The sequence below is a fragment of the Nocardia sp. NPDC003726 genome (assembly GCF_053586955.1).
On record NZ_JBSFNF010000007.1, the window covers coordinates 201032 to 221800 of the forward strand.

Annotated in this window: 21 protein-coding genes and 1 pseudogene; 12 read left to right on the top strand and 10 right to left on the bottom strand. The window is 66.5% G+C overall.

The window, feature by feature from the left end; all coding sequences use genetic code 11:
- Positions 1–245: 245 nt before the first annotated feature.
- The gene (locus ACWDMM_RS12410) at positions 246–878 is read left to right on the top strand and encodes a hypothetical protein (RefSeq protein WP_195078455.1); all 633 of its coding nucleotides are present in this window, start codon (positions 246–248) and stop codon (positions 876–878) included.
- Between the two features lie 84 nt (positions 879–962).
- Positions 963–1463: an ArsR/SmtB family transcription factor gene (locus ACWDMM_RS12415; RefSeq protein ID WP_195078454.1), complete on the top strand. Its 501-nt coding sequence runs from the start codon at positions 963–965 to the stop codon at positions 1461–1463.
- Here ACWDMM_RS12415 and ACWDMM_RS12420 read toward each other — a convergent pair.
- A complete protein-coding gene (locus ACWDMM_RS12420) occupies positions 1431–2033 on the bottom strand; it encodes a carboxymuconolactone decarboxylase family protein (protein WP_195078453.1) in 603 nt (200 codons plus the stop codon). The genes ACWDMM_RS12415 and ACWDMM_RS12420 overlap by 33 nt on opposite strands.
- Before the next feature lie 251 nt (positions 2034–2284).
- Between ACWDMM_RS12420 and ACWDMM_RS12425 the strand changes: the two genes are divergently transcribed.
- The 6 genes from ACWDMM_RS12425 to ACWDMM_RS12450 all read left to right on the top strand — a co-directional run bounded on the left by ACWDMM_RS12425 (position 2285) and on the right by ACWDMM_RS12450 (position 10517).
- On the top strand, positions 2285–3910 hold the full coding sequence (locus ACWDMM_RS12425; protein WP_195078452.1) for an acyl-CoA synthetase: 1626 nt from the start codon (positions 2285–2287) through the stop codon (positions 3908–3910).
- 178 nt (positions 3911–4088) lie between these two features.
- Positions 4089–5747 carry an acyl-CoA synthetase gene (locus tag ACWDMM_RS12430; RefSeq protein WP_195078451.1) on the top strand — a complete coding sequence of 553 codons (1659 nt, stop codon included), beginning with the start codon at positions 4089–4091 and terminating at the stop codon, positions 5745–5747.
- Positions 5748–5892: 145 nt separating this feature from the next.
- Positions 5893–6456, top strand: coding sequence for a hypothetical protein (locus tag ACWDMM_RS12435; protein ID WP_323124173.1), 564 nt, complete (start codon positions 5893–5895; stop codon positions 6454–6456).
- Between the two features lie 319 nt (positions 6457–6775).
- Positions 6776–8239: a PepSY-associated TM helix domain-containing protein gene (locus ACWDMM_RS12440; protein WP_449937333.1), complete on the top strand. Its 1464-nt coding sequence runs from the start codon at positions 6776–6778 to the stop codon at positions 8237–8239.
- Positions 8240–8336: 97 nt separating this feature from the next.
- Positions 8337–9080, top strand: coding sequence for a hypothetical protein (locus ACWDMM_RS12445; protein ID WP_195078448.1), 744 nt, complete (start codon positions 8337–8339; stop codon positions 9078–9080).
- A 267-nt stretch (positions 9081–9347) separates the two neighbouring features.
- Positions 9348–10517 (top strand): AlbA family DNA-binding domain-containing protein, encoded by a 1170-nt coding sequence (locus ACWDMM_RS12450; protein WP_449937336.1) that lies wholly within the window; start codon positions 9348–9350, stop codon positions 10515–10517.
- Between the two features lie 454 nt (positions 10518–10971).
- Here the strand turns inward: ACWDMM_RS12450 and ACWDMM_RS12455 are convergent, their stop codons facing one another.
- The 6 genes from ACWDMM_RS12455 to ACWDMM_RS12480 all read right to left on the bottom strand — a co-directional run bounded on the left by ACWDMM_RS12455 (position 10972) and on the right by ACWDMM_RS12480 (position 14298).
- Positions 10972–12051: a hypothetical protein gene (locus tag ACWDMM_RS12455; protein WP_195078446.1), complete on the bottom strand. Its 1080-nt coding sequence runs from the start codon at positions 12049–12051 to the stop codon at positions 10972–10974.
- A gap of 39 nt (positions 12052–12090) precedes the next feature.
- On the bottom strand, positions 12091–12570 hold the full coding sequence (locus ACWDMM_RS12460; RefSeq protein ID WP_195078445.1) for a hypothetical protein: 480 nt from the start codon (positions 12568–12570) through the stop codon (positions 12091–12093).
- Between the two features lie 136 nt (positions 12571–12706).
- A complete protein-coding gene (locus ACWDMM_RS12465) occupies positions 12707–12916 on the bottom strand; it encodes a hypothetical protein (RefSeq protein WP_195078444.1) in 210 nt (69 codons plus the stop codon).
- A gap of 260 nt (positions 12917–13176) precedes the next feature.
- Positions 13177–13491, bottom strand: coding sequence for a hypothetical protein (locus tag ACWDMM_RS12470; RefSeq protein ID WP_195078443.1), 315 nt, complete (start codon positions 13489–13491; stop codon positions 13177–13179).
- Positions 13488–13817 carry a hypothetical protein gene (locus ACWDMM_RS12475; RefSeq protein ID WP_195078442.1) on the bottom strand — a complete coding sequence of 110 codons (330 nt, stop codon included), beginning with the start codon at positions 13815–13817 and terminating at the stop codon, positions 13488–13490. Before ACWDMM_RS12475 ends, ACWDMM_RS12470 begins: the two co-directional genes overlap by 4 nt.
- The gene (locus ACWDMM_RS12480) at positions 13810–14298 is read right to left on the bottom strand and encodes a DNA-directed RNA polymerase subunit beta (protein WP_195078441.1); all 489 of its coding nucleotides are present in this window, start codon (positions 14296–14298) and stop codon (positions 13810–13812) included. The genes ACWDMM_RS12475 and ACWDMM_RS12480 overlap by 8 nt, the downstream gene beginning before the upstream one ends.
- A 237-nt stretch (positions 14299–14535) precedes the next feature.
- On the opposite strand from ACWDMM_RS12480, the gene ACWDMM_RS12485 reads away from it, so the two are divergent.
- Entirely contained in the window at positions 14536–15729 is a 1194-nt protein-coding gene (locus tag ACWDMM_RS12485) for a helix-turn-helix domain-containing protein (RefSeq protein ID WP_195078440.1), read from the top strand.
- Positions 15730–16023: 294 nt separating this feature from the next.
- On the opposite strand, the gene ACWDMM_RS12490 is transcribed toward ACWDMM_RS12485, so the two are convergent.
- Entirely contained in the window at positions 16024–16536 is a 513-nt protein-coding gene (locus tag ACWDMM_RS12490; protein WP_449937338.1) for an ArsI/CadI family heavy metal resistance metalloenzyme, read from the bottom strand.
- Between the two features lie 98 nt (positions 16537–16634).
- Between ACWDMM_RS12490 and ACWDMM_RS12495 the strand changes: the two genes are divergently transcribed.
- On the top strand, positions 16635–16994 hold the full coding sequence (locus tag ACWDMM_RS12495) for an Rv2640c family ArsR-like transcriptional regulator (RefSeq protein ID WP_357108252.1): 360 nt from the start codon (positions 16635–16637) through the stop codon (positions 16992–16994).
- 240 nt (positions 16995–17234) lie between these two features.
- Here ACWDMM_RS12495 and ACWDMM_RS12500 read toward each other — a convergent pair whose 3' ends face one another.
- Positions 17235–19043 (bottom strand): serine/threonine-protein kinase PknD, encoded by a 1809-nt coding sequence (locus ACWDMM_RS12500; RefSeq protein ID WP_195081875.1) that lies wholly within the window; start codon positions 19041–19043, stop codon positions 17235–17237.
- A gap of 384 nt (positions 19044–19427) precedes the next feature.
- On the opposite strand from ACWDMM_RS12500, the gene ACWDMM_RS12505 reads away from it, so the two are divergent.
- Positions 19428–19733: a hypothetical protein gene (locus tag ACWDMM_RS12505; RefSeq protein WP_449937341.1), complete on the top strand. Its 306-nt coding sequence runs from the start codon at positions 19428–19430 to the stop codon at positions 19731–19733.
- Between the two features lie 96 nt (positions 19734–19829).
- Positions 19830–20285, top strand: a pseudogene (locus tag ACWDMM_RS12510) (SRPBCC family protein); the annotation flags it as partial.
- A gap of 226 nt (positions 20286–20511) precedes the next feature.
- Here ACWDMM_RS12510 and ACWDMM_RS12515 read toward each other — a convergent pair.
- Complete coding sequence (locus ACWDMM_RS12515) at positions 20512–20763, bottom strand: hypothetical protein (protein WP_195081878.1); 252 nt, start codon at positions 20761–20763, stop codon at positions 20512–20514.
- Between the last annotated feature and the right edge of the window lie 6 nt (positions 20764–20769).

The following is a 20769-nucleotide window of genomic DNA, read 5'->3' on the forward strand; positions in this document are numbered from 1 at the left end:
GTCACCTCGAGACTCCACACTACGCCTACCCAGATCAAACGGAACGGTTTTTTCGGAACTGCAGCCACCGTCGACGACCCTGTGGCTGCGTCGATGGGTCAATGACACGATCACGCCAATCGGCGTTCATCCCTGGACAGGCGCACCCCCGCCGAGGCAGCGTATCGCCCTGAGTCGCTGGATCGACGAATCAGCGGACGTATCTTCACTCGAGCAGTACCAGAAAACCTCAAGGAGAACTGGTTATGCAACGACTGAGTTTTACGCGTCGCCTCGCTACCGCCATCGCCGCCTCGGCGGTGTTCGCAGCGCCGTTCGCCGGACATGCCGCCGCCGAACCCGCCGGGGTGGATTGGTCCGCCGCCGCACAGCAGCTGCGAGCCGCCGCATCCGGCAATCCGGCGGCGGAGCGGGCGGTGGACCGGCTGATCGCCTCCGGACAGCTGGCGAAGGCGGGCCAGGTGGCCTTGCCCGCGCAGCCGTTCCAGATCCCCGCGCAGTCGGACATCGGCCGCGGCGAGGGCCCGGGCGTGTACGGATCGGGAATCGCGCTCGGCATGGACGGATTCCGCATCGGGTTCTTCGGCGGACCCGGCACCATCTCGCCGAACCAGGGCGGCGCGAAGCTCGAGGCGCTGTGGATCAATCTCGCGAACGGACGCAGCGGCACCGAATTGCTCTACGAACACAACGACGTTCCGGTGGACACCACCATCCGCACCCGCGCCTTGGACACCGGCGCGGGCCCGGTGGTCGCCGCGGTGTACGGCTCGCTGTGGCACCGCTGGTCGGTGCCGGTCAGCGACCAGAACCCGGACGGGTACGCCTACCGGCTGGGCACGATCTCGGTTCCGTCGTTCGGCGCCGTCTACAACTGAGCGCCGCGGCTCCGGCTCCCGCCACCACGGGAGCCGGAGCCTTCGGTTTGTCGGAAGGTGGGTCCTTCCGTAGCTTTTGGGTTCGTGAGTCTGGAAGACCGGGTCGCCGAACTGGAGCGGCGGCTCAGCGCGCTGGAGGAAAGCATCCGGCCCGATGGCCTCCCACCGGGGGCCGAGCAGTGGGCGGTGGCTCGTTTGCGGGAGGAGTTCGCCGCGGCCGACGAACCCGACGGCGGCGTCGTGTTCGCCGGGTCCGTGCGTCTGCCCAACGATCAGCAGCGCGAGTGGCAGGCTCGGTTCACCACCGGCGACCTCATCGAGGACGACTGGGCCGAGACGGCGGAATGCCTTGCCGCGCTGGGCAGCCCGGTCCGGCTGCGCCTGCTGCGCGAGATCATGGGCGGGCGGCGAACCGCGGCCGAACTGGCCGGAGTCGACGGTGTCGGCGACTCCGGCCAGATCTACCGGCATTTGCGGCAACTGGCCGCGGTGGGCTGGCTGCACACCGCAGGGCGCGGGCGATTCGAGGTGCCCGCCGCCAGGGTGGTGCCGCTACTGGTCGCCTTGGCCAGCGCTCGCCGCTGATTCCGGCGGCGTCGCGGCGGCCACGTATCCCGCGGTGGCGAGCATGCCGCCGATCTGCTCGTAGGTCGCCCGCTCCCGTGGCGCGACCGTCGCCAGGCCGTCCACATAGCGGTTGAACATGCAGAACGCCGAGGCGACCAGGACCGCGTCGTGGATGTCCTCGTCCTTCGCGCCCGCGGCGCGCGCGTTCTCGATGTCCTCCGGCGTCACCTCCAGCCCGGACCGGCGCACCTTGTCGGCGATACGCAGCAACGCGCGCAGTTTCGGATCGATCGCGGCGGAGTCCACGTCCTCGATGACCGCGTCGACCAGTTCGCGGCCGCCGTCCACCAGCGCCGCCGCGGTCGCCGCGTGCGACTGGGTGCAGAAATAGGTCTGGTTGCGCGAGGACACGTACGCGGCGATGGTTTCGCGCTCTCCCGGCGTCAGCGGCGACGACCCGCGCAACAGCGTCTGCGCGAATTCGCTGAGCGCCATTCCGGTTTCGGGCTTGAAGGCGAACAGACCCCGGATGCCGGGCAGATCGCCGGGAATGTCGATGAATGGTGCACGGTCCTGCGGATCGGACATCGGCCGCGGCTCCCTTCGAGCGGTCTCGAGACGTTGCGAGGGTAGCGCTACCGGCCGGTAACGGCGGGCGAAAAGGGCGAAATCGGTCCGACGGCCGTTCCCAGCTGGGACGGAAGCCACCGAACCGAGACGGATTTGTCCGTTTCTATTGTGACCTGTCACACTCCGCACTGCTACGGTGGCAAGTCAACACGCCGTACCGGTTCGCTAGGTCGAGGACCGACGCGAGGGTTTTGTGGAGGTAATTCGACATGAACTTGGCCCACACGCTGGAGGCCGTCAAGGCGCTAGGGGTGCTGCGGAGCCGGGGTGTCACCGACCCGAAGAAGCCGCTGGAAACGCTGCGCACGATGCGGGAATCGCGCATCCTCGGCCCCCAGGCGACGCTGATCCGGCACTCCGCGCGGGTGGCCCCGGACGCGCCGGGCATCGTGGACGAGGCAGGCACGCTGACCTACCGGGAACTGGACGACCGGTCGACGGCCGTCGCGCGCGGCCTGCAGGCGGCGGGCATCACCGAAGGCCAGGTGATCGGCCTGCTCGCGCGCGATCACCGCGGGCTGATCATCGCCATGGCCGCCGCGGGCAAGCTCGGCGTGCGGGTCGCGTTGATGAACACCGGGTTCGCCAAGCCGCAGTTCGCCGAGGTGTGCGTCCGCGAGAAGGTCAAGGCGGTGCTGCACGACAGCGAGTTCCTGGGCCTGCTCGACGCGCTGCCCGCCGACTTGCCGCGCTACCTCACCTGGGTCGACGAGGGCACCGCCCTGCCCGAGGGCGCGCAGACGCTCGACGACTTGGTCGCGGCCAACTCCACCGAGCCGCTGCCTGCGCCGAGCAAGCCCGGCGGCTTCATCATCCTGACCAGCGGCACCACCGGCCTGCCGAAGGGCGCCCCGCGCACCAAGGTGACTCCGCTGTCCACGGCGCAGATGGTCGACCGCATCCCGTTCCCCCGGCGCGGCACCCAGGTGATCGTCTCGCCGATCTTCCACAGCACCGGCCTGGCCACCTGGCTGGTCGGCGCGGCGCTGTCGAACAAGGTGGTGGTGCGCAGGCGGTTCGACGCCGAGGCGACGCTCGCCCTGGTCGCCGAGCACCAGGCCGACATGCTGGTGGCGGTGCCGACGATGCTGCACCGGATGGTCGAACTCGATCCGGCGATCCGGGCCGAGTACGACACCTCCTCGCTGAAGGCGATCGTGCTGGCCGGCTCGGCGCTGTCGCCGGAACTGACCATCAAGGCCACCGAGGCGTTCGGCCCGGTGCTGTACAACCTCTACGGCTCCACCGAATGCGCCGTGGCGACCGTGGCCAATCCGGAGGACCTCGCGCTCGCGCCCGGCACCGTCGGGCGGGCGCCGATCACCTGCGAGGTGCGGCTCTACGACGACAACGACCAGCGCGTCACCGCCGTCAACACCACGGGGCGCATCTTCATCCGCAGCGGCGCGCCGTTCGAGGGCTACACCGACGGCAGGCACAAGCAGATCATCGACGGCTACATGTCCAGCGGCGATGTGGGCCATTTCGACGAGAACGGTCTGCTCATGGTGGACGGCCGCGACGACGACATGATCGTCTCCGGCGGCGAGAACGTCTTCCCGCAGGAGGTGGAGAACCTGCTGCTGGAACGGCCCGACATCTTCGACGTCGCGGTGGTCGGGGTGGACGACGTGGAGTTCGGCAAGCGCCTGCGCGCCTTCGTCGTTCCCGAGCCCGGCTCATCGCCCGACGGTGAGGAGATCAAGGCGTACGTGAAGAACAACCTGGCGCGCTACAAGGTGCCGCGCGAGGTGGTGTTCCTCGACGACCTGCCGCGCAACGCGACCGGCAAGCTGCTGCGCCGCGTGCTGGTGGAGTACGAGGTCAAGGCCTGACCGACAGCGGGCCGGGCCACCGCGCCCGGCCCGTTACCAGCGGGTATCAACCCGATGAGATACGTGACACAACCGGTTACACACGCTTGCTAGTGTTAGCACCAGCACTGGGTATATCGAATTGCGGTCCGCACCACCCGGAGGATCACCGGGTGCCACCGCCGGAAGGTTGTCGTCGATGTCTCTTTCCCTCCCCGCGTTGGGCGGCGCCGCCCGCAAGGCGGGCGATCTGGCCCTTGGCGTGAACGTGATGGTCAAGCGGCGGCTGTTCAATCCGCTGCGCCCCGACCATGCCGCACGGTCGGCGTTCAACATCTTGAAGTTCGGTCCGTTCGCCGGTGTCGTCATGCACGCCGCGCAGACCAGGCCGCACGCCGTCGCGATCGTCGACGAACGCGGGGAGCTGACCTTCGGCCAGCTCAACGAGCAGTCCAACGCCCTGGCCCGCGGGTTGCAGGCCAAAGGCATCAATCCCGGTGACGTGGTGGCGATCCTGGCGCGCGACCACCGCGGCATGGTGCTGAGCCTGCTGGCCACCGGCAAGCTCGGCGTGCGCGGGGTGCTGATGAACACCGGTTTCGCCAAGCCGCAGTTCGCCGACGTGGCCGAGCGCGAGAACGTCAAGGCGGTGCTGCACGACAGCGAGTTCATCGATCTGATGAGCGCCATTCCCGCCGCGATCCCGCGCATCCTCACCTGGGTGGACGAGAAGGACGGCGCCGATCCCGCGATCCCGACCATCGATTCGCTGATCAGCGGTCAGTCCGGCGCGGCGCTGCCCGCCCCGGCCAAGCCCGGCGGCATCGTCATCCTCACCAGCGGCACCACCGGCACCCCGAAAGGCGCCCCGCGCGACCGGGTCAGCCCGTTCGCCTCGGCCCAATTCATCGACCGGGTGCCGCTGCCCGCCGACGGCACCATGATCATGGCGGCGCCGATCTTCCACGGCACCGGTCTGTCCCAGTTCACTCTCGGCCTCGCGCTGGGCAACCGGGTGGTCTTCCAGCAGCGCCGCTTCGATCCCGAGCAGACCCTGGCGAATATCGAGAAGTACCGGGCGGATTCGCTGGTGGTGGTCCCGACCATGCTGCAACGCATCCTCGACCTGGACGCGGACGTGCTGGCGAAGTACGACGTCAGCAGCATCAAGGTGATCTTCGCGGCGGGCTCGGCCATCGCGCCCGACGTGGTGACCCGCACGCTGGACCACTTCAACGACAGCCTCTACAACCTCTACGGCTCCACCGAGTGCGCCGTGATGACCGTCGCGACGCCGGAGGACCTGCGCAAGGCGCCCACCACCGCGGGCAAGCCTCCGGTCGGCATCAGGATCGTGCTGCTCGACGCCGACCGCAAGCCGATCACCGAGCCGAACGTGACCGGAACCATCTTCGTGGACAACGGCTTCGCCTTCACCGGCTACACCGACGGCCGCACCAAGGAGATGGTGGACGGCATGATGTCCAGCGGCGACGTCGGGCACTTCGACGCCGACGGCCTGCTCTACATCGACGGCCGCGACGACGACATGATCGTCTCCGGCGGCGAGAACGTCTTCCCGCTCGAGGTGGAGAACCTGATCGCCGGGCGCGACGACATCTTCGAGGCCGCCGTGGTCGGCGTGGACGATCGGGAGTTCGGCAAGCGGCTGCGCGCGTTCGTCGTCCCGGGTCCCGAGTGCAAGCGCGACCCGCAGGAGATCAAGGACTACGTCAAGGCGAATCTCGCTCGCTACAAGGTCCCGCGCGAGGTGATCTTCCTCGACGAACTGCCCCGCAACGCGACCGGCAAGCTGCTGCGCAAGCCGCTGATCGAGATGGAGGTCGACGCGGGCTGAGCGGCGCGTCCACGGTCTGCTCGGCGGTGCGCGGGCCGCCAGCCTCGCGGGCCGAAGTAGGCCCAGTTGCAGCCGCATGTCGCACCGGATTTCGGTGCGTGCCGATGCGGTCGGACGCGTGCAATCGGTCCGCTATCATCAGCGGGTGAGTTACGAGTTCGACCGGTCTGCCGCGGGACGTCGCGGCGCCGTCGCGCGGGTGCGCGGTGGCTCGGCCGGTGCGATCTCGGGGGCCATTTCCGTCGCGGCGCACGGCTGGGCTTCCGGCGGCATGCTGCCGGGCACCACCGCGCTGGCCCTGCTCGCCGCCGCGTCCGCCGTGATCGGCGCGATGGTGGCGGGCCTGGCCCCGCTGCGCGAGACGTCGTCCGGGCTGGTCGCGGCGCTGGTCGCCGGGCAGCTGCTCGGGCACTTCACCATGGGGCTCGACTCGGGGCACCTGCATCACGGTGATGCCCAGCTGACTCCGGCCATGCTCGCCGCGCACGTGTGCGCGGCATTCGCGGCGGCCATCGTCATCCGGGGCGCGGAGGCCGCGTACCGGATCGCGACCGCGGTGCTGCGCCGCGTGCTGCCGGTGCGCCACACTTCGCCGATCGTCGCGGGCCGCGCTCCTTTGCGGACGGTCCATCGCGACCGGGTCGTCCTTCGTGTGTTCGCGGCCGAGGCGCTGCGCACACGTGCTCCGCCATTCGCGGTCGTTCGCTGATTCTTTCCACACCCGGTGCACGCGTGGCGTGAGTGTTGCTCATCGTCACGGTCTTTCGTGCGGCACCGCGTCGCCTCGCACCCTCGTGCCCACGCTGAGCGCGCGGACGCGACGTGTCGTCCCGGGTCGCGAATCCATCCCTCCGCCTGCGGCGGTGCGATCGGGCTCCCTCGAAGGAGCGCGTGTCCCGCCGTCGGAACAGTCGTATCCGCGACGAGCGCGTTCGATGTATGCGCTCTCGCCGTGGCGACCCCGTGCCCATGGCTATCGAAGGGTGGTGCGGCCCCGACCGGGTTCCGCCGTCAGAAACGAAACGATCGTGAGTACAACAGAAACCATTTCCGACGCCGACTTATCGGCGCCGTCGGATTCCTCCGGCCCGCGCAGGGCCAGCGCGCGTAACAGCCTGTACGCGCCGGCCATGCGCCTGCACTTCTACGCGGGTGTGTTCGTCGGGCCGTTCATCCTCATCGCCGCCGTCACCGGCGCGCTCTACGCGATATCGCCGACGCTCGAGTCGATCGTGTCGCGTGACCTGCTTACGGTCACCGAGACCGGAACGCCGAAGCCGCTGTCGGAGCAGGTCGGCGCGGCCGTCGCCACCCGGCCGGACCTGCCGCTGGCCGCCGTCGCCCCCGCCGCGGGCGCGCGGGACACCACCCGGGTGCTGTTCAGCGACCCCTCGCTGGGCGAATCCGAGCGGCGCGCGGTGTTCGTCGACCCGTATACCGCGCAGCCGGTGGGCGATTCCGTCGTGTACGGCAGCTCGGGTGCGCTGCCGATGCGCACCTGGATCGATCGGCTGCACCGGGACCTGCACCTGGGCGAACCGGGCCGGCTCTACAGTGAGCTCGCCGCGTCCTGGCTGTGGATCGTCGGGCTGGCCGGGCTGGTCATCTGGGTGCGCCGGGTGCGCAGCCGCCGGACCCGCAACGGCTGGGGCTGGCTGCTGGCGGCCGATCGGTCGCAGCGTGCGCGAGGCCGCACCCTGAACTGGCACGGTGCGGTCGGGATGTGGGCGCTTCCCCTGGCGCTGCTGCTGTCGGCGACCGGCATGACCTGGTCGACCCACGCGGGTGAGAACATCACCGACTTGCGCGAGCAGCTCAGCTGGACCACACCGGCGGTCAGCACCGCATTGCCCGGTGCCGTCGCGCCGAGCCATGATTCGGGTTCCGATCACCACGGCGGCGGTCACACCGAGCACGCGCCCGCCGACCCGGCCGATCGGATCGCCCAGCTGGATCGGGTGTACGCGACCGCACGCGCCGAAGGCATCACACAGGCGGCCGAGATCGCCGTCCCGGCCGCGCCGGGCCGAGCGTTCGCGGTGAAGGAACGCCGGATGCCGGGCGTCTACACCGTCGATTCCGTGGCCGTCGACGGCGCGACCGGCGCGGTCACCGATCGTCTGCCCTACGCCGACTGGCCGCTGATGGCCAAGCTCACCAACTGGGGCATCCAGTTCCACATGGGCTTGATGTTCGGGCTGCTCAATCAGTTGTTGCTGCTCGCGGCGATGATCGGCCTGATCACCGTGATCGTGCGCGGCTATCTGATGTGGTGGCGCAGGAGGCCGACCCGCGACGCGGGGCGGTTCGTGCTGGGCCGGGCGCCGCGGCGCGGGGCCTTGCGCAAGACCTCGCTGTGGCTGGTCGTCCCGCTGGTGGCCGCCGCGCTGGTGGTCGGCTGGTTCGTCCCGTTGGTCGGGCTGAGCCTGCTGGTGTTCCTCGCGATCGACGTGCTGCTCGGCCTCGCCGGACGGATGCGCGCCGCCGCTTAATCACATATCCACGGGCTGCGGCCCGTTACTTCCACGACCTACCGAACGTCACGGGTATGGCCGTCGCTTCGCCATGCCTCGAAAACCAAGGATTCCCATGCAGATCACGAAACTAGCCCTGGCCGCCGCGTTCACGACCGCCGCGGTGAGCATCGCCGCCGGCACGAGTTCCGCCGCTCCCGAGGTCGCTGCGGTGGACAGCACGTCCGTCGAGTCCACGTCCACCGAAGCCGCCGAAGCCGTCGGTTTCACCGCCCACGCCACCGAGACCGCCAGCGTCATCAGCATCGATTCCGGCTCTCTTGTGGTCGAGGATCACGTGTTGAAGGTGAAGGCCGCCGACGGCACCGTCGTCGCGGGCGCGCCGTTGACCTTCCTGGTCGACGAATTCGAATTCCCCATCGCCGCGGAGATCTCCGGCCGCACCGCGACCCTGACCCCGCAGTTCGACATGGCGCACGCGGTCTACAAGCCGGTCGCCCTCCCGTTCGAGGACAAGGCGCCGTGGAAGACCGAGTACGACCGTGAGCAGGCGGCCTGGTCCCGGATGACCAGCACCATCTCCATGGGCGCCACCATCGGCACCCTGGTCGGCGGCATCGGCGGCGCGGCGGTGGGCTGCGTGCTCGGCGGCATCGCCGGCGCGACCGTCGCCGCCGCCACCATCGTCGGCATGTTCGGCCCGTTCATCCCGGCCGCCGCCGTCGGCTGCCTCGGCGGCATCGTCGCCGTCGGCGCCCTCGGCACGGTCGCGGGCCAGATCCTGGTGACAGCGCCCGTCGCCATCGGCGCGGCGATCATGTACTTCTCCACGATCAACTCCCCATTCGGGGCGAAATGATCTGACCTGGGGAAATAGCCCTAGCATCCGGTCTGAACTGGAGGTTTGCGATTGGTGTGACGTAACGCACATATCGGAAGGGGACCTGCCCGAGGGAGTCATTTGGCTCCCTCGGGCACAGTCGTCGTCGGTTGCCGGACTGTGTGAATCGGTCGCCTCCGGGTTGCGCACACCTCAGATGCTTAGCCGGACGAAGCATCTGGTGCCTAGAGGCAACGACAGACCATGCGGTTCCGCATACCGCGATCCGATGCCATCCTCGACAGTGTGTCTGAACTGAGATGGTCCGAGCGTCATGAGAAATTTGTGACAGCAGAGGGCATGGCAGTCGGAAGGCTCGATGAGCGCTTCCGAAATGAGGTGTCGGTTGACATTGAAGACGTTGAAGACGTCGATCTGGAGGCGCTGCTAAGCGCCCTGGGGGATGCGGCTGATTGGTACGACCGTGTTGAAATAGTACGCGGTAGTCCACATGCTGGAAGTCACTCGATATTTACTATGCAGATAGGCTGCATGTATGACGCTAAACCATGGATTTTGCTTGAGTTCGATAGCGATGTCCTGGGCAAATTAAGATTGGTTATGGGTTTGCCGAGCGCCGAGATTTCCTGGACCAGGGATAGCGTCAATCGGTTAATTCAGCATATATGGTCGCCGTTCGACTGTGAAATAGAAACCATTAGGCGTACTGGCCCCGTGGACTTGTACAATGATCGCGATCACGAGCGTCAGCTTCCACATGGTTGGGAAGTCTGTCTTCTTCTGGGAGGCGATGCTTGTCGTTCTGTAGGCGACATTATGCAACTGGGAATGCTAAGCCAATCCATGCTCCAGTTGGCACCGCAGATTCCGACCAATGCAGTACGGATTGACGGCAGAATGGCTTGGAGCCTTTTGCGCACCGGTCAAGCGGAATGGCTACTGGGGCAAGAAGAGTCATCTACGCTTGAAGTTAAATCGGCGGCATATGACCTTTCTCAATGGTCGGGAAAGATCGAATTGGCGCAGGACGTTGCACGCTTTGCTAACGCGGAAAACGGCGGTACGCTGATAATCGGGGTTAGGACCAAGAAAAAGATCGGGTCCGAAACGATCGTAAAAATTGTTCCGGTATCGTGCGAACACGAGTCCATTGCCCAGTACCAAAAAGTAATTGATAGTAGGGTCTATCCACTTGTGGATGGTCTGGTTGTGGACAGATTTCCACATCGGGACGGTGGGTATATTATGGCGATAATGATTCCGCCTCAAAAGGAGGACTCAAAGCCGTACTTAGTTCAAGGCGCATTCGTTGACGGTAAATATGAAGGCGCGTTCATCTCAATAGTTAGACGGAGAGGGGAAGGGTCCGTTCCTGTGACTGCGTCGGCAATTCACGCCTATCTCGTCGCAGGGCGCAAAGCGCTGCACCAGCCGGAGAAGGGCGTTGGGGGATAGAAGCGGAAAGTCTCGACTAATTCCGGAGGGGCGCGGCAGCACTTCGTGTCATGTGTTGGATGCGGTCGATCCTGGTGTGGTGGTTCGGTCCCCACCCTGGTTGCGCGCCAGCAGCGCCCCGCCCGCAGCGGAGCGAGGACGGGGTGCCTGGCGCGGCGCGGCGTAGCCGCGCCGTTCTTGATTCTGTAGAGGGAAATTCGGCAAATTCTGTTGGAGGTTTCCTACCTCCCTTTTCTCTTTTTCTTCTCCCCAGTAGGACGCGCCAACTTCTCTCCCTGCGCTACAACGAATCTCGAGAACATCCCGCACACCCACTCACCCGCGAATGCTCCCTGGCACCGTAGGACGAGCGGACGCGAGGGCGTGGCACTGCTGCCGCACAACCCAGCGTGCGACCCGAACCCCACCCCTAACCAGGAGGCCGACCGCGCTGTGAGCCGATCGGCTGTGATGGTTATCGGTCGCGAGTTATTCCGCGTGCGCGGTCTTGTCCGTGTCCGGTGCCGCCACGCACAACGCTCGGGGCTTGGCCGGGTGGGTGCCTCACCGCTGCTTGTGGGTGATGCGCCTGCCCCAGCCACAGAAGTCGTTCGACCTCCGAGAGACGACCTTTCTCGTCCAGCTCCTTGAACGCGGCGTTGCGCGCCTCGTCCAGCGCCTTGAATGCCGCTTCCCGTTCCTTCTCGGCTGCTGTTGCGCGTGCCTCGGCTGCTTCGCGCTCAACGCTGGCGGCGTCGGCTGATTCTCGGGCGACTTGTTCTGCGGTGTCGGCGGTTTCGCGTTCCTGGTACTGGCTTGGTACCGGGAATTCCTGCGCCACCCGTTCGGCGGCTTCTCGTTCGATCCGTGCCCGCTCGGTTTCCGGTGTCTGGCGTGCTTGCCGGGCTCGCTCTGCCTCTGCTCGGGCCTGCCGGTCGCGTTCGACCTGTGGCGCGTCCGCTCGGCCACGCGCGGCGGCTTCCCGGAACTGCTGCATCTTCCGGAATTGTTCGGCTCGTTCTTGCGCACGCACAATCTGGCGGATCTTCGCCAGCCGTTCCCGCGCCCGGTCGGCCCGTTGCAGCTCGTAAGGCCGGATCAGTTCCAATTGCTTGGATGCCAGCGATCGGCCGAGTTGCATAGCGCGCAGGGCGTCAGCGCGGGAAATGATCACGTGCTGGAATTTGTCACCGAAATCACGTGCCATGTCACGCAGGTCTTCGCGGACTTTGTCGGGAATCTTCTCACCCGCCACCGTTTCCCATCGCGCATGAGTAATGCGGCCGGAATTGAGTCCATCCCGGTCCTTTCGTAGCTGAGCGCGAGCATCTACCTCGTTGACTCGACCCGACTTACGTTCGACACCTTGAACACCTCGACCTTGTGTTCGTGCTGAATCCAGAACGCGAGGACCGTCTTTGGTTTCTATCCTGAAATGGTGAGCCCATCCTTTTTCCGGCGTTTCCCCTAGTTCGTGCGCCCTACCGAGTTCGAAATACAGCCCTTTCTCGTAATTGGTCAATCTTCTACGAACGGCATCGTATTCGTCGGGCACGGCTGCACCACCCCCGTTTACATTGAGCGAGTCAGAGCGCTATCTGGTGGTCCGAGATTTCCGGACGTCGCGCACAGCCTCAGAGATGTTGTGTTCGATCAACCTAGGGCCATCACTGTCGGACAGATATTCCGCGATCGACACCATGCTTCGAGTGCCGTCACCCTGCACAGCCGGGCCGAAATCGGTGTACAGCGGTGGACCCCACTCGGGGCGATTCGTCCATTGCAAGCCGCCACGCCGCACATAGCATTCGCCAAGGAATCGGACGAACCCGTCCGCAAGTTCGCGGTTTTCGGGGGCAGTCAATCCGGCCTCGCCGAACAGCTGTTTCGCCGCTTCCATGATCCGGGTCGAAAGCGGCGGCTTCCACCAGGCCGCATCCTCCGCGATATCCGGGACTGTGGCCACGAGGAATGCGCGCACCCCTGATTCCATGCGTTCGGGTGCAACCCAATCGAGGAAGGCTTGGGTTTTGTCATCGAATTCCATATCGAAACCGATCTGTTCGTCGTCCACAAGCTGGGCCTTTCCCTCGTACTGACTGTCTGATGTCACAGAATCGATGCACTACAGTGTTGCGCCCACGCAAGTCCCCGGGCAAACAAGGGACACAGGCGTAAGTGTCGCAGTCGCGGATGCTCGGCCGGAACCGTCATCTCTCGACATACAGCCGTTCACAGGGCAACCGGGGCAGCCGACCAGTTGCGCCGCTGGCGACGGCTACGGCGTCGGTGCAACGGCGGACACTCTCGTCTTGCAGGAACACCAGAGCCGCAGTCAGGCACGCCGCGTAGTGCAGGGTGTGGCCGCGCATTCGCACGATCAGGTGCACGTCGGGTTCGTCCGGCAAAGGTGAGGTCATGCCGTGTATGGAGTGGCGCGGTTCGTCTGCGGGTTGCATGGGAGCCTTCCGTGAAGGGTTGACCCTTGCGTGAATATCGCTGCGGTGCAATGAATTCAGTGGGGCGGGGAAGGCTGGCGGGCGGGTTCGGTTGGGCACACCGATGGAGTTCCGTCCGCGCAGCCTTCCCCCTTTTGGGTCCCCCGGCACCTGGCGCGCTTCCCCTGTGGTGCAAGGGGGGGACCAGGGGACGCGCTTTCGTGCGGGGCGGTCTGGGTGGTTCAGGTGTTGTTGAGGTGCTGGCCGATGATGGCGGGGATCAACAGGTCCAGAAAGGTGATGTCGTCGGCGGCGGGAATGTTCTCGATGATCGGATCGAGTACCGGTGCGGCATACAGGCGTCCGGTGTGCGGTGCGGCGGCAGTGCGGGCGCTGCTGATCAGTTCATAGACCACCATCGCCATCACACGGACACGGGTCGTGTCGCTCATCCCACCCCGCACCGCGTCTGTGGTGGCGGCTACCAGAGTGCCGATCACGTCGGTAAGAACGTCGAGTTCGGCGTCGGCGCGCTCGGCGTCCTGGTCCCCGGTCACCGACCGTCCTCCGACGGCTGGGTTGGTGGCGGGGCAGGCTGGGCGGCGAAGTCGGGATAGCGGGTGGGATCGAACACGACGTGGATACCGATCCACGGGCATTTCTGGCCACCGAGCGCGATGTCCATGGGGGAATCGTGGTCGGCCATGCGACCGCGAACCACCGTCACCATCTGCCCGAAGCAGTTCATCGACGGGCATTTGACCGACAGCACTTCCCCGGTCTGCTGGTCGAAGGTGAACAGGCCGCACTGCTCGACGGTGATCCACGGCCCACATGCCGGACCACACCCGTGCGGCACCACAGCGTTGGGTTGTTCAGGCATACGCCATCACCCGCCCTCGATGCCGCGCACGCTGGGCGACGCATCCCCGGATCGCGTCGACCACGACCCGCCCCGAGGGCCGGTAGGCATCGCGGGGCGGATGCACCCACGCCCGAAACAAACCGGGCCGCTGACCGGGACCGGGCAAGGCGATCTCCCCCGCCCGCAGGATCGACACACCCAACCGCGACATCTCCGCGAACAACCGAATGTCCTCCGGCAGATCCGGCCCGGTCAGAAACGTCCAACGCTGCGAACGCGGATGCGTCATCACCGGCCCGGACGGCTGACCCGTTCGATCCATCCACACCTTGACTTCCGAGCCGATGAACGCGGGCATCATCACCCCGCACACCCGGCCCGCGCGTAGCGTGATGCGCCCCAGATGCGGCGGGTGGACTTCAGCGGGCAGATCGCACACCTGCCGGTAGAAGTGACACACCGACAACGGTGTGTGCCCAGGCTGTTTCGACGAATTCACGAACAACTCCCCTGCTCGATGCACTGGTGTGCACCCGACGCCGAGGCCGAACCGCACGGCTGCGCATCATCGGGCAACCAGCAGGGCCGGGATGAGAACCGGCAACACCCGGCGTCGGGGCTGAATCCAGGCTCTGCGCGTGGGGCAATGCTCACAATGGCAGTACTGAGCAGCGGTGTTTGAAACTACTAATTGCGAGTGGTCTCGAAGTGCGTTGTGCCCGCGTACCGTTGGCATATGGGCGCACAACTAGGGGACCGCCTGCGCAGTATCCGCAAACGGCGTGGGCTCACTCAGACCGAGCTAGCAGAACGATCCGGTGTGTCGGTTCAGCTGATCAGGCTGCTCGAGCAGGGCGGGCAGGAGTCGACGAGGACCGAAACGGCGCGTCGGCTGGCGAACGCGCTGCGGGTCGAAACCTCTGCTCTGATTGTGAAGCCGGATGCCGCCGATCCAGACGTGACCGATGTCGAGCTGTGGGCCGATGTCCGTCAGGCGCTGGCCGGTATCTACCCGGCCGATGAGTACACCGAACCGCCGACCGTCGCCGGTGTCAGCGCAACGTTCGCGGAAGTGAAGCCATTGTTCCGCGGTGGCCGTTTCGCTGAGCTTGCCCAGCACCTGGTGCCGATGTTGCGCGATGCGGATTACCTGGTCTCTGCGGCGGATTCGGGCACCGTCGATGCACGCAGGCTGCGGTCTCGGATTCGCCAGATGGTGGCCTGGCAAATGTGCCTGACCTGGCAGTTCGACGCAGCAGACCACGCAATCGCGTTGGCGCTGGATGATGCGCCGGATCTGCGGGCAGCTGCGCCGTTGGCGGATGCGGATTGCTGGCGCTGGATTCGGAAAGGGGACCTCGCCAAGGCCCGCGAGGTTGCAGCCAAGTGGGCGGATGATCTCGAACCGCGCCGAATCTCCAAGGCATCGCGAGAAGATCTCGCCAGTTGGGGACTGATGCTGCAACGGGTCTCCACAGCGGCGATACGGGACAACCGACCTGGGGAGGCAGATGACGCGCTGGCGTTCGCCCGCGTAGCCGGGATGGCGATCCGCCATGGCGAACACGACTCGAGAGACGGCCTACTGCACGCATTCGGCCCGGTCACGGTACAGATGCTGGCTGCGGAGAACGCCATGGTGATCGACAAGCCGCAAGTCACTTTGGCGATCGGCGCACAGCTGGAGGGAACGAAATACCCTCTCCCATGGCCGTGGCAGCGTCATCGCCTCGACGTCGCAGCAGCACACGCAGCGATGCGGCAGTACCCCGAAGCTCTGGCCGTACTTCAACAGATCCGCCGCGAGCTCCCCGAATGGCTGGTGAAACAAAGATTCGCGCGTGACATCCTGGCGGGCATGATCAACAAGCGCCGGACGCTCACGGCAGAAGTCCGTGAGCTAGCAGACTTCGTGCAGGTCCCGTACTGAGCAGCCTCACACAGTTACTGGCGAACCAGCACAGAGAGACCCTTGTTCTTGTCTTGCGAGTTGCGCCCGTAGATCCACGGCACTAGATCAGGAAAATCATGAGGATTCAGAGGCATATCCCCACGGTACGACGTAGACACCTCTTTTCGAACTTCTCCACGATCAACTCGCCCATGCCCGCTCCCCTCAAGTGACCCGTTGACGCGAGTGGCACACCACCGAGAGCTCTACTCACGGTTCGCCGCAGTGGTGTGCCACTCGTGTTCGTCGGTGGGGGTTGGGGGCCTACCGGGGTCAGGCGCAGCAGGTGGCGCCGGAGGCGAGGGCTTCCTTTTTCGCAGCGGGGGTGCAGCATCCGCCTTCGGCGGCGGCTTCCTCGGCGGTGCCGCAGCATGCCTTGACCGCGTCGGACGAGGTCGGTTCGGGTGCCGTGCCGAAGGTTTCGCTGTCGGCCAGGACGGTGTAGACCTCCCAGCGCTCCTTGTCCGGAGCGGTGACCCAGACCTTGTCCTGGGTGGCGAAGCAACAGGTCGTGGCGAGCTGTTCTTCGGTGAACAACCCGGCTTCGGAGAGGCGGGCGATCTCGGCGTGCACCTTCTCGGAGGTTTCGACCTCGACGCCGAGGTGGTTGACGCTGCCGCCATGGCCGGGGTTCTCGATCAGGACCAGTTTCAGCGGTGGATCGGTGACGGCGAAGTTGGCGTAACCAGGCTTGCTTTTGGCGGGCTCCGTCGCGAACAGGGCCGAGTAGAACGCCACGGCCTGGTCGATGTCGTCGACATTGAGGGCGAGTTGGATGCGGGACATGACTACCTCCACTTGTTTGACATATATCGAAGAACCGGTTCGGTGCCGAGTCTGCCACCTTTTCGACATATGTCAATGGACTGGGTAGAGTCGATCGCATGCCCAAGACGCTGCCCATGATCGATATGTCCGCCCCGGTCTGCTGCGCGCCGGTCGCGGCGGGGCCGGTCGACGACGCCGCCGCGCTCGAAGTGGCGCTGCGGTTGAAGGCGATCGCCGACCCGGTGCGGGTGAAGCTGCTGTCCCTGCTGCTGACCAGCGCCGCGGGCGAGGAGAACGGCGGCGACCTCGCCACGGCGGTGGGCTTGTCGGAGTCGACGGTCAGCCATCACCTCGGCCAGTTGCGCAAGGCCGGGCTCGTGGAGTCCGAACGGCGCGGTATGAACACCTTCCACCGCGCCCGCCGCGATGCTCTGGCGGCGCTGTGTGTGGTGCTGGACCCCAACTGCTGCCGCTGAACTGCACCTGTCCTCGGCGTCGGTCCTGGCCGGGCGCCGCCGCCTTGGTGGCAGCCGGTAGCGGCGGTAGCAGGCCTGCGTGAGGAAGACGGCCGCGCGACCGGTGAAGACCCTGACTCAGCAGCCAGGTGCCGAGGGCGTTTCCACAGGGCCTGGTCCGCCTTCGTGCGGCGAGGGTGTCCAGGTCCGGCATGGCGGCTCCTGCGCCTACCTCGCCGGGACGGTGGAAGGTAGGACAGTTCAGCCGACCGAGAGTTTCACCACCGGATCGTGGCCCAGATCGGTGATGTAGATGTTGCCCGCCGAGTCGACCGCCACACCCTGAGGATTCTTCAGGCCGGTGAACGGTAAGGGGGTCGGCGTCGACGCGCCCGCCGCCAACCTCACCACCCATTTGTTACCCCAGTCCACGACGTACACATCGCCCGCCGCGTCGACCGCCAAGCCCTGGGGATCTTTGAGCCCGGTGAACGGCAACATGGTCGGCGCCGGCGCGCCCGCCGCCAACATCCGCACCTGCTCGGTACCCAGTTCGGTGACGTAGACGTTGCCCGCCGGGTCGACCGCCACACCATCGGGGCCTTGGAGCCCCGTCAACGGCAGCGTCGTCGGAGCCGACGCGCCCGCCGGCAATTTCAGCACCCGATCGTTGCCCCGGTCGGCGACGTACACGTCTCCCGCCTTGTCGACGGCCACACCATGGGGGTCCTTCAGGCCGGTGATCGGCAGCGGGGTCGGCGTAGGCGCACCCGCCGCCAATTTCAGCACCCGATCGTTACTCGTGTCGCTGACGTAGACGTTGCCCGCCTGGTCGACCGCCACATCCTGCGGATTCTTCAAGCCCGTGATCGGCAGCGGGGTCGGAGCCGACGCGCCCGCCGCCAATTTCAGCACCCGATCGCTATCCATGTCGGTGACGTACACGTTGCCCGCCGGGTCGACCGCCACACCGGTGGGCAGGCTGATGCCGGTGAACGGCAACGCAGTCTGTGACGAGTAGCCCGGGGCGATAAGCGTGGGTGAACTGCCACCTCCGCCCGATTCCCGTTGGACACCGAGGACGACGGCTACGGCGGCCACCACCGCGACCGCAACCGCGGCGGCCAGCGCCCCGGCGGTCTTGGGCGACAATCCGAACCGCCGCCCCTGGCGCGCAGGCACGCCCACGGTGACGCCGGCCGAGGAATCGTCCACCGCGGCGCGGGCCGCCGCGGCCAGTTCACGCACGGTCTGGTAGCGATCGCCGGGGTCTTTGGCCATCCCCTTGGCGATGACCGCATCGAACGCAGCCGGTACATCAGGTGTGGTGGCGCTGGGGCGCGGCGGCGGGGTGTGCAGGTGATGGGCGATCACCCCTTGCATTCCGAAATCGCTCGCGAACGGCGGCCGACCGGTCAGGCACTCGTACAGCACGCACGTCAACGCGTACACGTCCACCCTGGCATCGGCCTTGACCTCCGCGCCGATCTCCTCCGGCGCCATGTAGGCGACGGTGCCGATGGTCTCGCCGGTCGCGGTCAGCGTGCGGTCGTCGGCGGCGTGCGCGATGCCGAAGTCGATCAAGGAGGCGAATTCATCGGCCCCCAGCAGGATGTTCGTGGGTTTGACGTCCCGGTGGACCAGCCCGGCGTCGTGGGCCGCCTGCAGCGCACCGGCCACCTGGGCGATGATCGCCACTGCCCGCCGCGGCGCCAAGGGGCCTTCGCGCGTGATCAGCGTGCGCAGGTCGGTGCCCTCGATCAAGCGCATATTCAGATAGAGCCGACCATCGATGTCGCCGAAGTCGTGGATGGGGATCACATGCGGCTCGGTCAACTGCGCCACCGCGCGGCACTCCCGGCGGAACCGCTCGCGCAACTGCTCGTCATCGGCGAAGCGCTCGGGCAGCACCTTCAGCGCCACCACCCGGTTGGTCAGCGAATCGTGCGCCCGCCACACCTGGCCCATGCCGCCCTGACCCAGCAGCGACAACAGCCGATAGCGCCCGAACACCTCGGCCGACTCCGGCCCCCGGGCGGTGCCCCCGCCATCAACTGTCGCGTCATCCATGGTGCCGTCCCGTGACCACTTGTCTGGCTAACGGCCTCGCTCGCATCCCGACCCGCTCGCGAGCAGATAGCTCCACCCTAGTCGATCCGGCCAGGCCGGACGCCCGTAGTCGGGCAGGGAGGGCGGTGACGCATTCGTACATGTGGCCGTCGAAGGAGGTCATGGGGGCCACGCTCCAGAGCATGCCGGTTCCTCGAGGCTGGGGGTCCTCTGGTCGATGGTCTCGTGCGGTCTCCATGACGAATGCGTCACCGCCGCAGAGGCCAGGATCCCGCTCCGCGTTCTCGGGTGCCCTCGCACGTTTCGGGTGGTCCTCGCATCCGCTGCCGCGGGTGCGCGAAAGATGCCGTTCACAGCCGCCACGCGTCGCCGGCGCATCGGACGATGAGCGATGCCGAGACGGGCATCGCACGACGCGCGGTTTCGGTACCGGTGTCGAATGCCGCTTCGGCGCAACGGGTTACGGTGACGGATTTCACGGCGCGCCGCAGTCACATCACCAGGTTCGGCGTGATCATCGGCGAATTCGCGTTTCCGCCAGTTTCCGGTGCGCGTGACTCATCGGTCCGGATTTCAGCGTCGCTACCAGCGAAAATACGGCCGACCATGATCCGTGCCCGCGCGTCGACCGGCCCTTCAGAGCGCGGGTGGCCCGACCGTCGCCTGTTTGCGCCCGAACCCCTCGGGTAAGCGACCAATGTCCCGAGTCGCCCCACAAGGGAGCGCTTGTCAACCGAGAGACGCCCGTCCGCGAATGACGCGGGCAGGCGAGGAAAGGGGTAGCAAGTGAGCACAATGGCCGCCACGGTGGACGTCGAGGTCCCGGTTCGCACCGCCTACAACCAGTGGACGCAGTTCGAGTCGTTTCCGCAGTTCATGGAGGGTGTCGAAGCGGTACAGCAGATCGATGACCGGCATATGCACTGGCGTGTCCATGTCGGCCCGTCGACGCGGGAGTTCGACGCCACCATCACCGAGCAGCATCCCGACGAACGCGTCGCCTGGAAGTCCGACAGCGGGCCCAAGCACGCTGGCGTCGTCACGTTCCATCGGCTCGACGACACCCACACCAGGGTGACCGCGCAGATGGACGTCGATCCCGAAGGCTTCGTGGAGAACGTCGCCGACAAGCTCGGTGTGCTCAAGCACCGGGTGAACGGTGACCTGGAGCGCTTCAAGCACTTCATCGAGCATCAGGGCCGGGAGACCGGCGCGTGGCGCGGTGACATTCCGCGTCCCGATGCCGGGAGCACCGCCACGGAGCGCGGCGCCGCTCCCCGCCCGGGCACGACCGGTACGCCAGGTGTGGGCGGAACCGGCATGCCTGGCGTCGGCGGAACCGGCACTCCCGGTGCCGGCGGAACCGGCGCCGGTGGAACGGGCACCTGGCCCGGCGGAACCGGCACTCCGGGCGTCTGACCCGTACGACAACGGTGCCCCCTGGGTCTTCCCAGGGGGCATCGTCGCATCAGGCCGAGTCGCGCTCCTCCTCCGCGTCCGCCGGGCGCGATTCCGGCGGCACCTGGACCGGGCGCAGCAAGGCCCAGGCCACGAAGGCCACCGCCACCACGCCCATGCCGAGCCCGGCCCAGAGGTTCACGTTCACTCCGCCGGTCTTGGCCTGCTCGGCGGCGGTGTCGTGGACCAGTCCGGTGACGACGAGAACGATCGCGTAGCAGCCGAGCAAGCCACCGACGATGGTGCGGATATCGAAAAGCATTGCGAT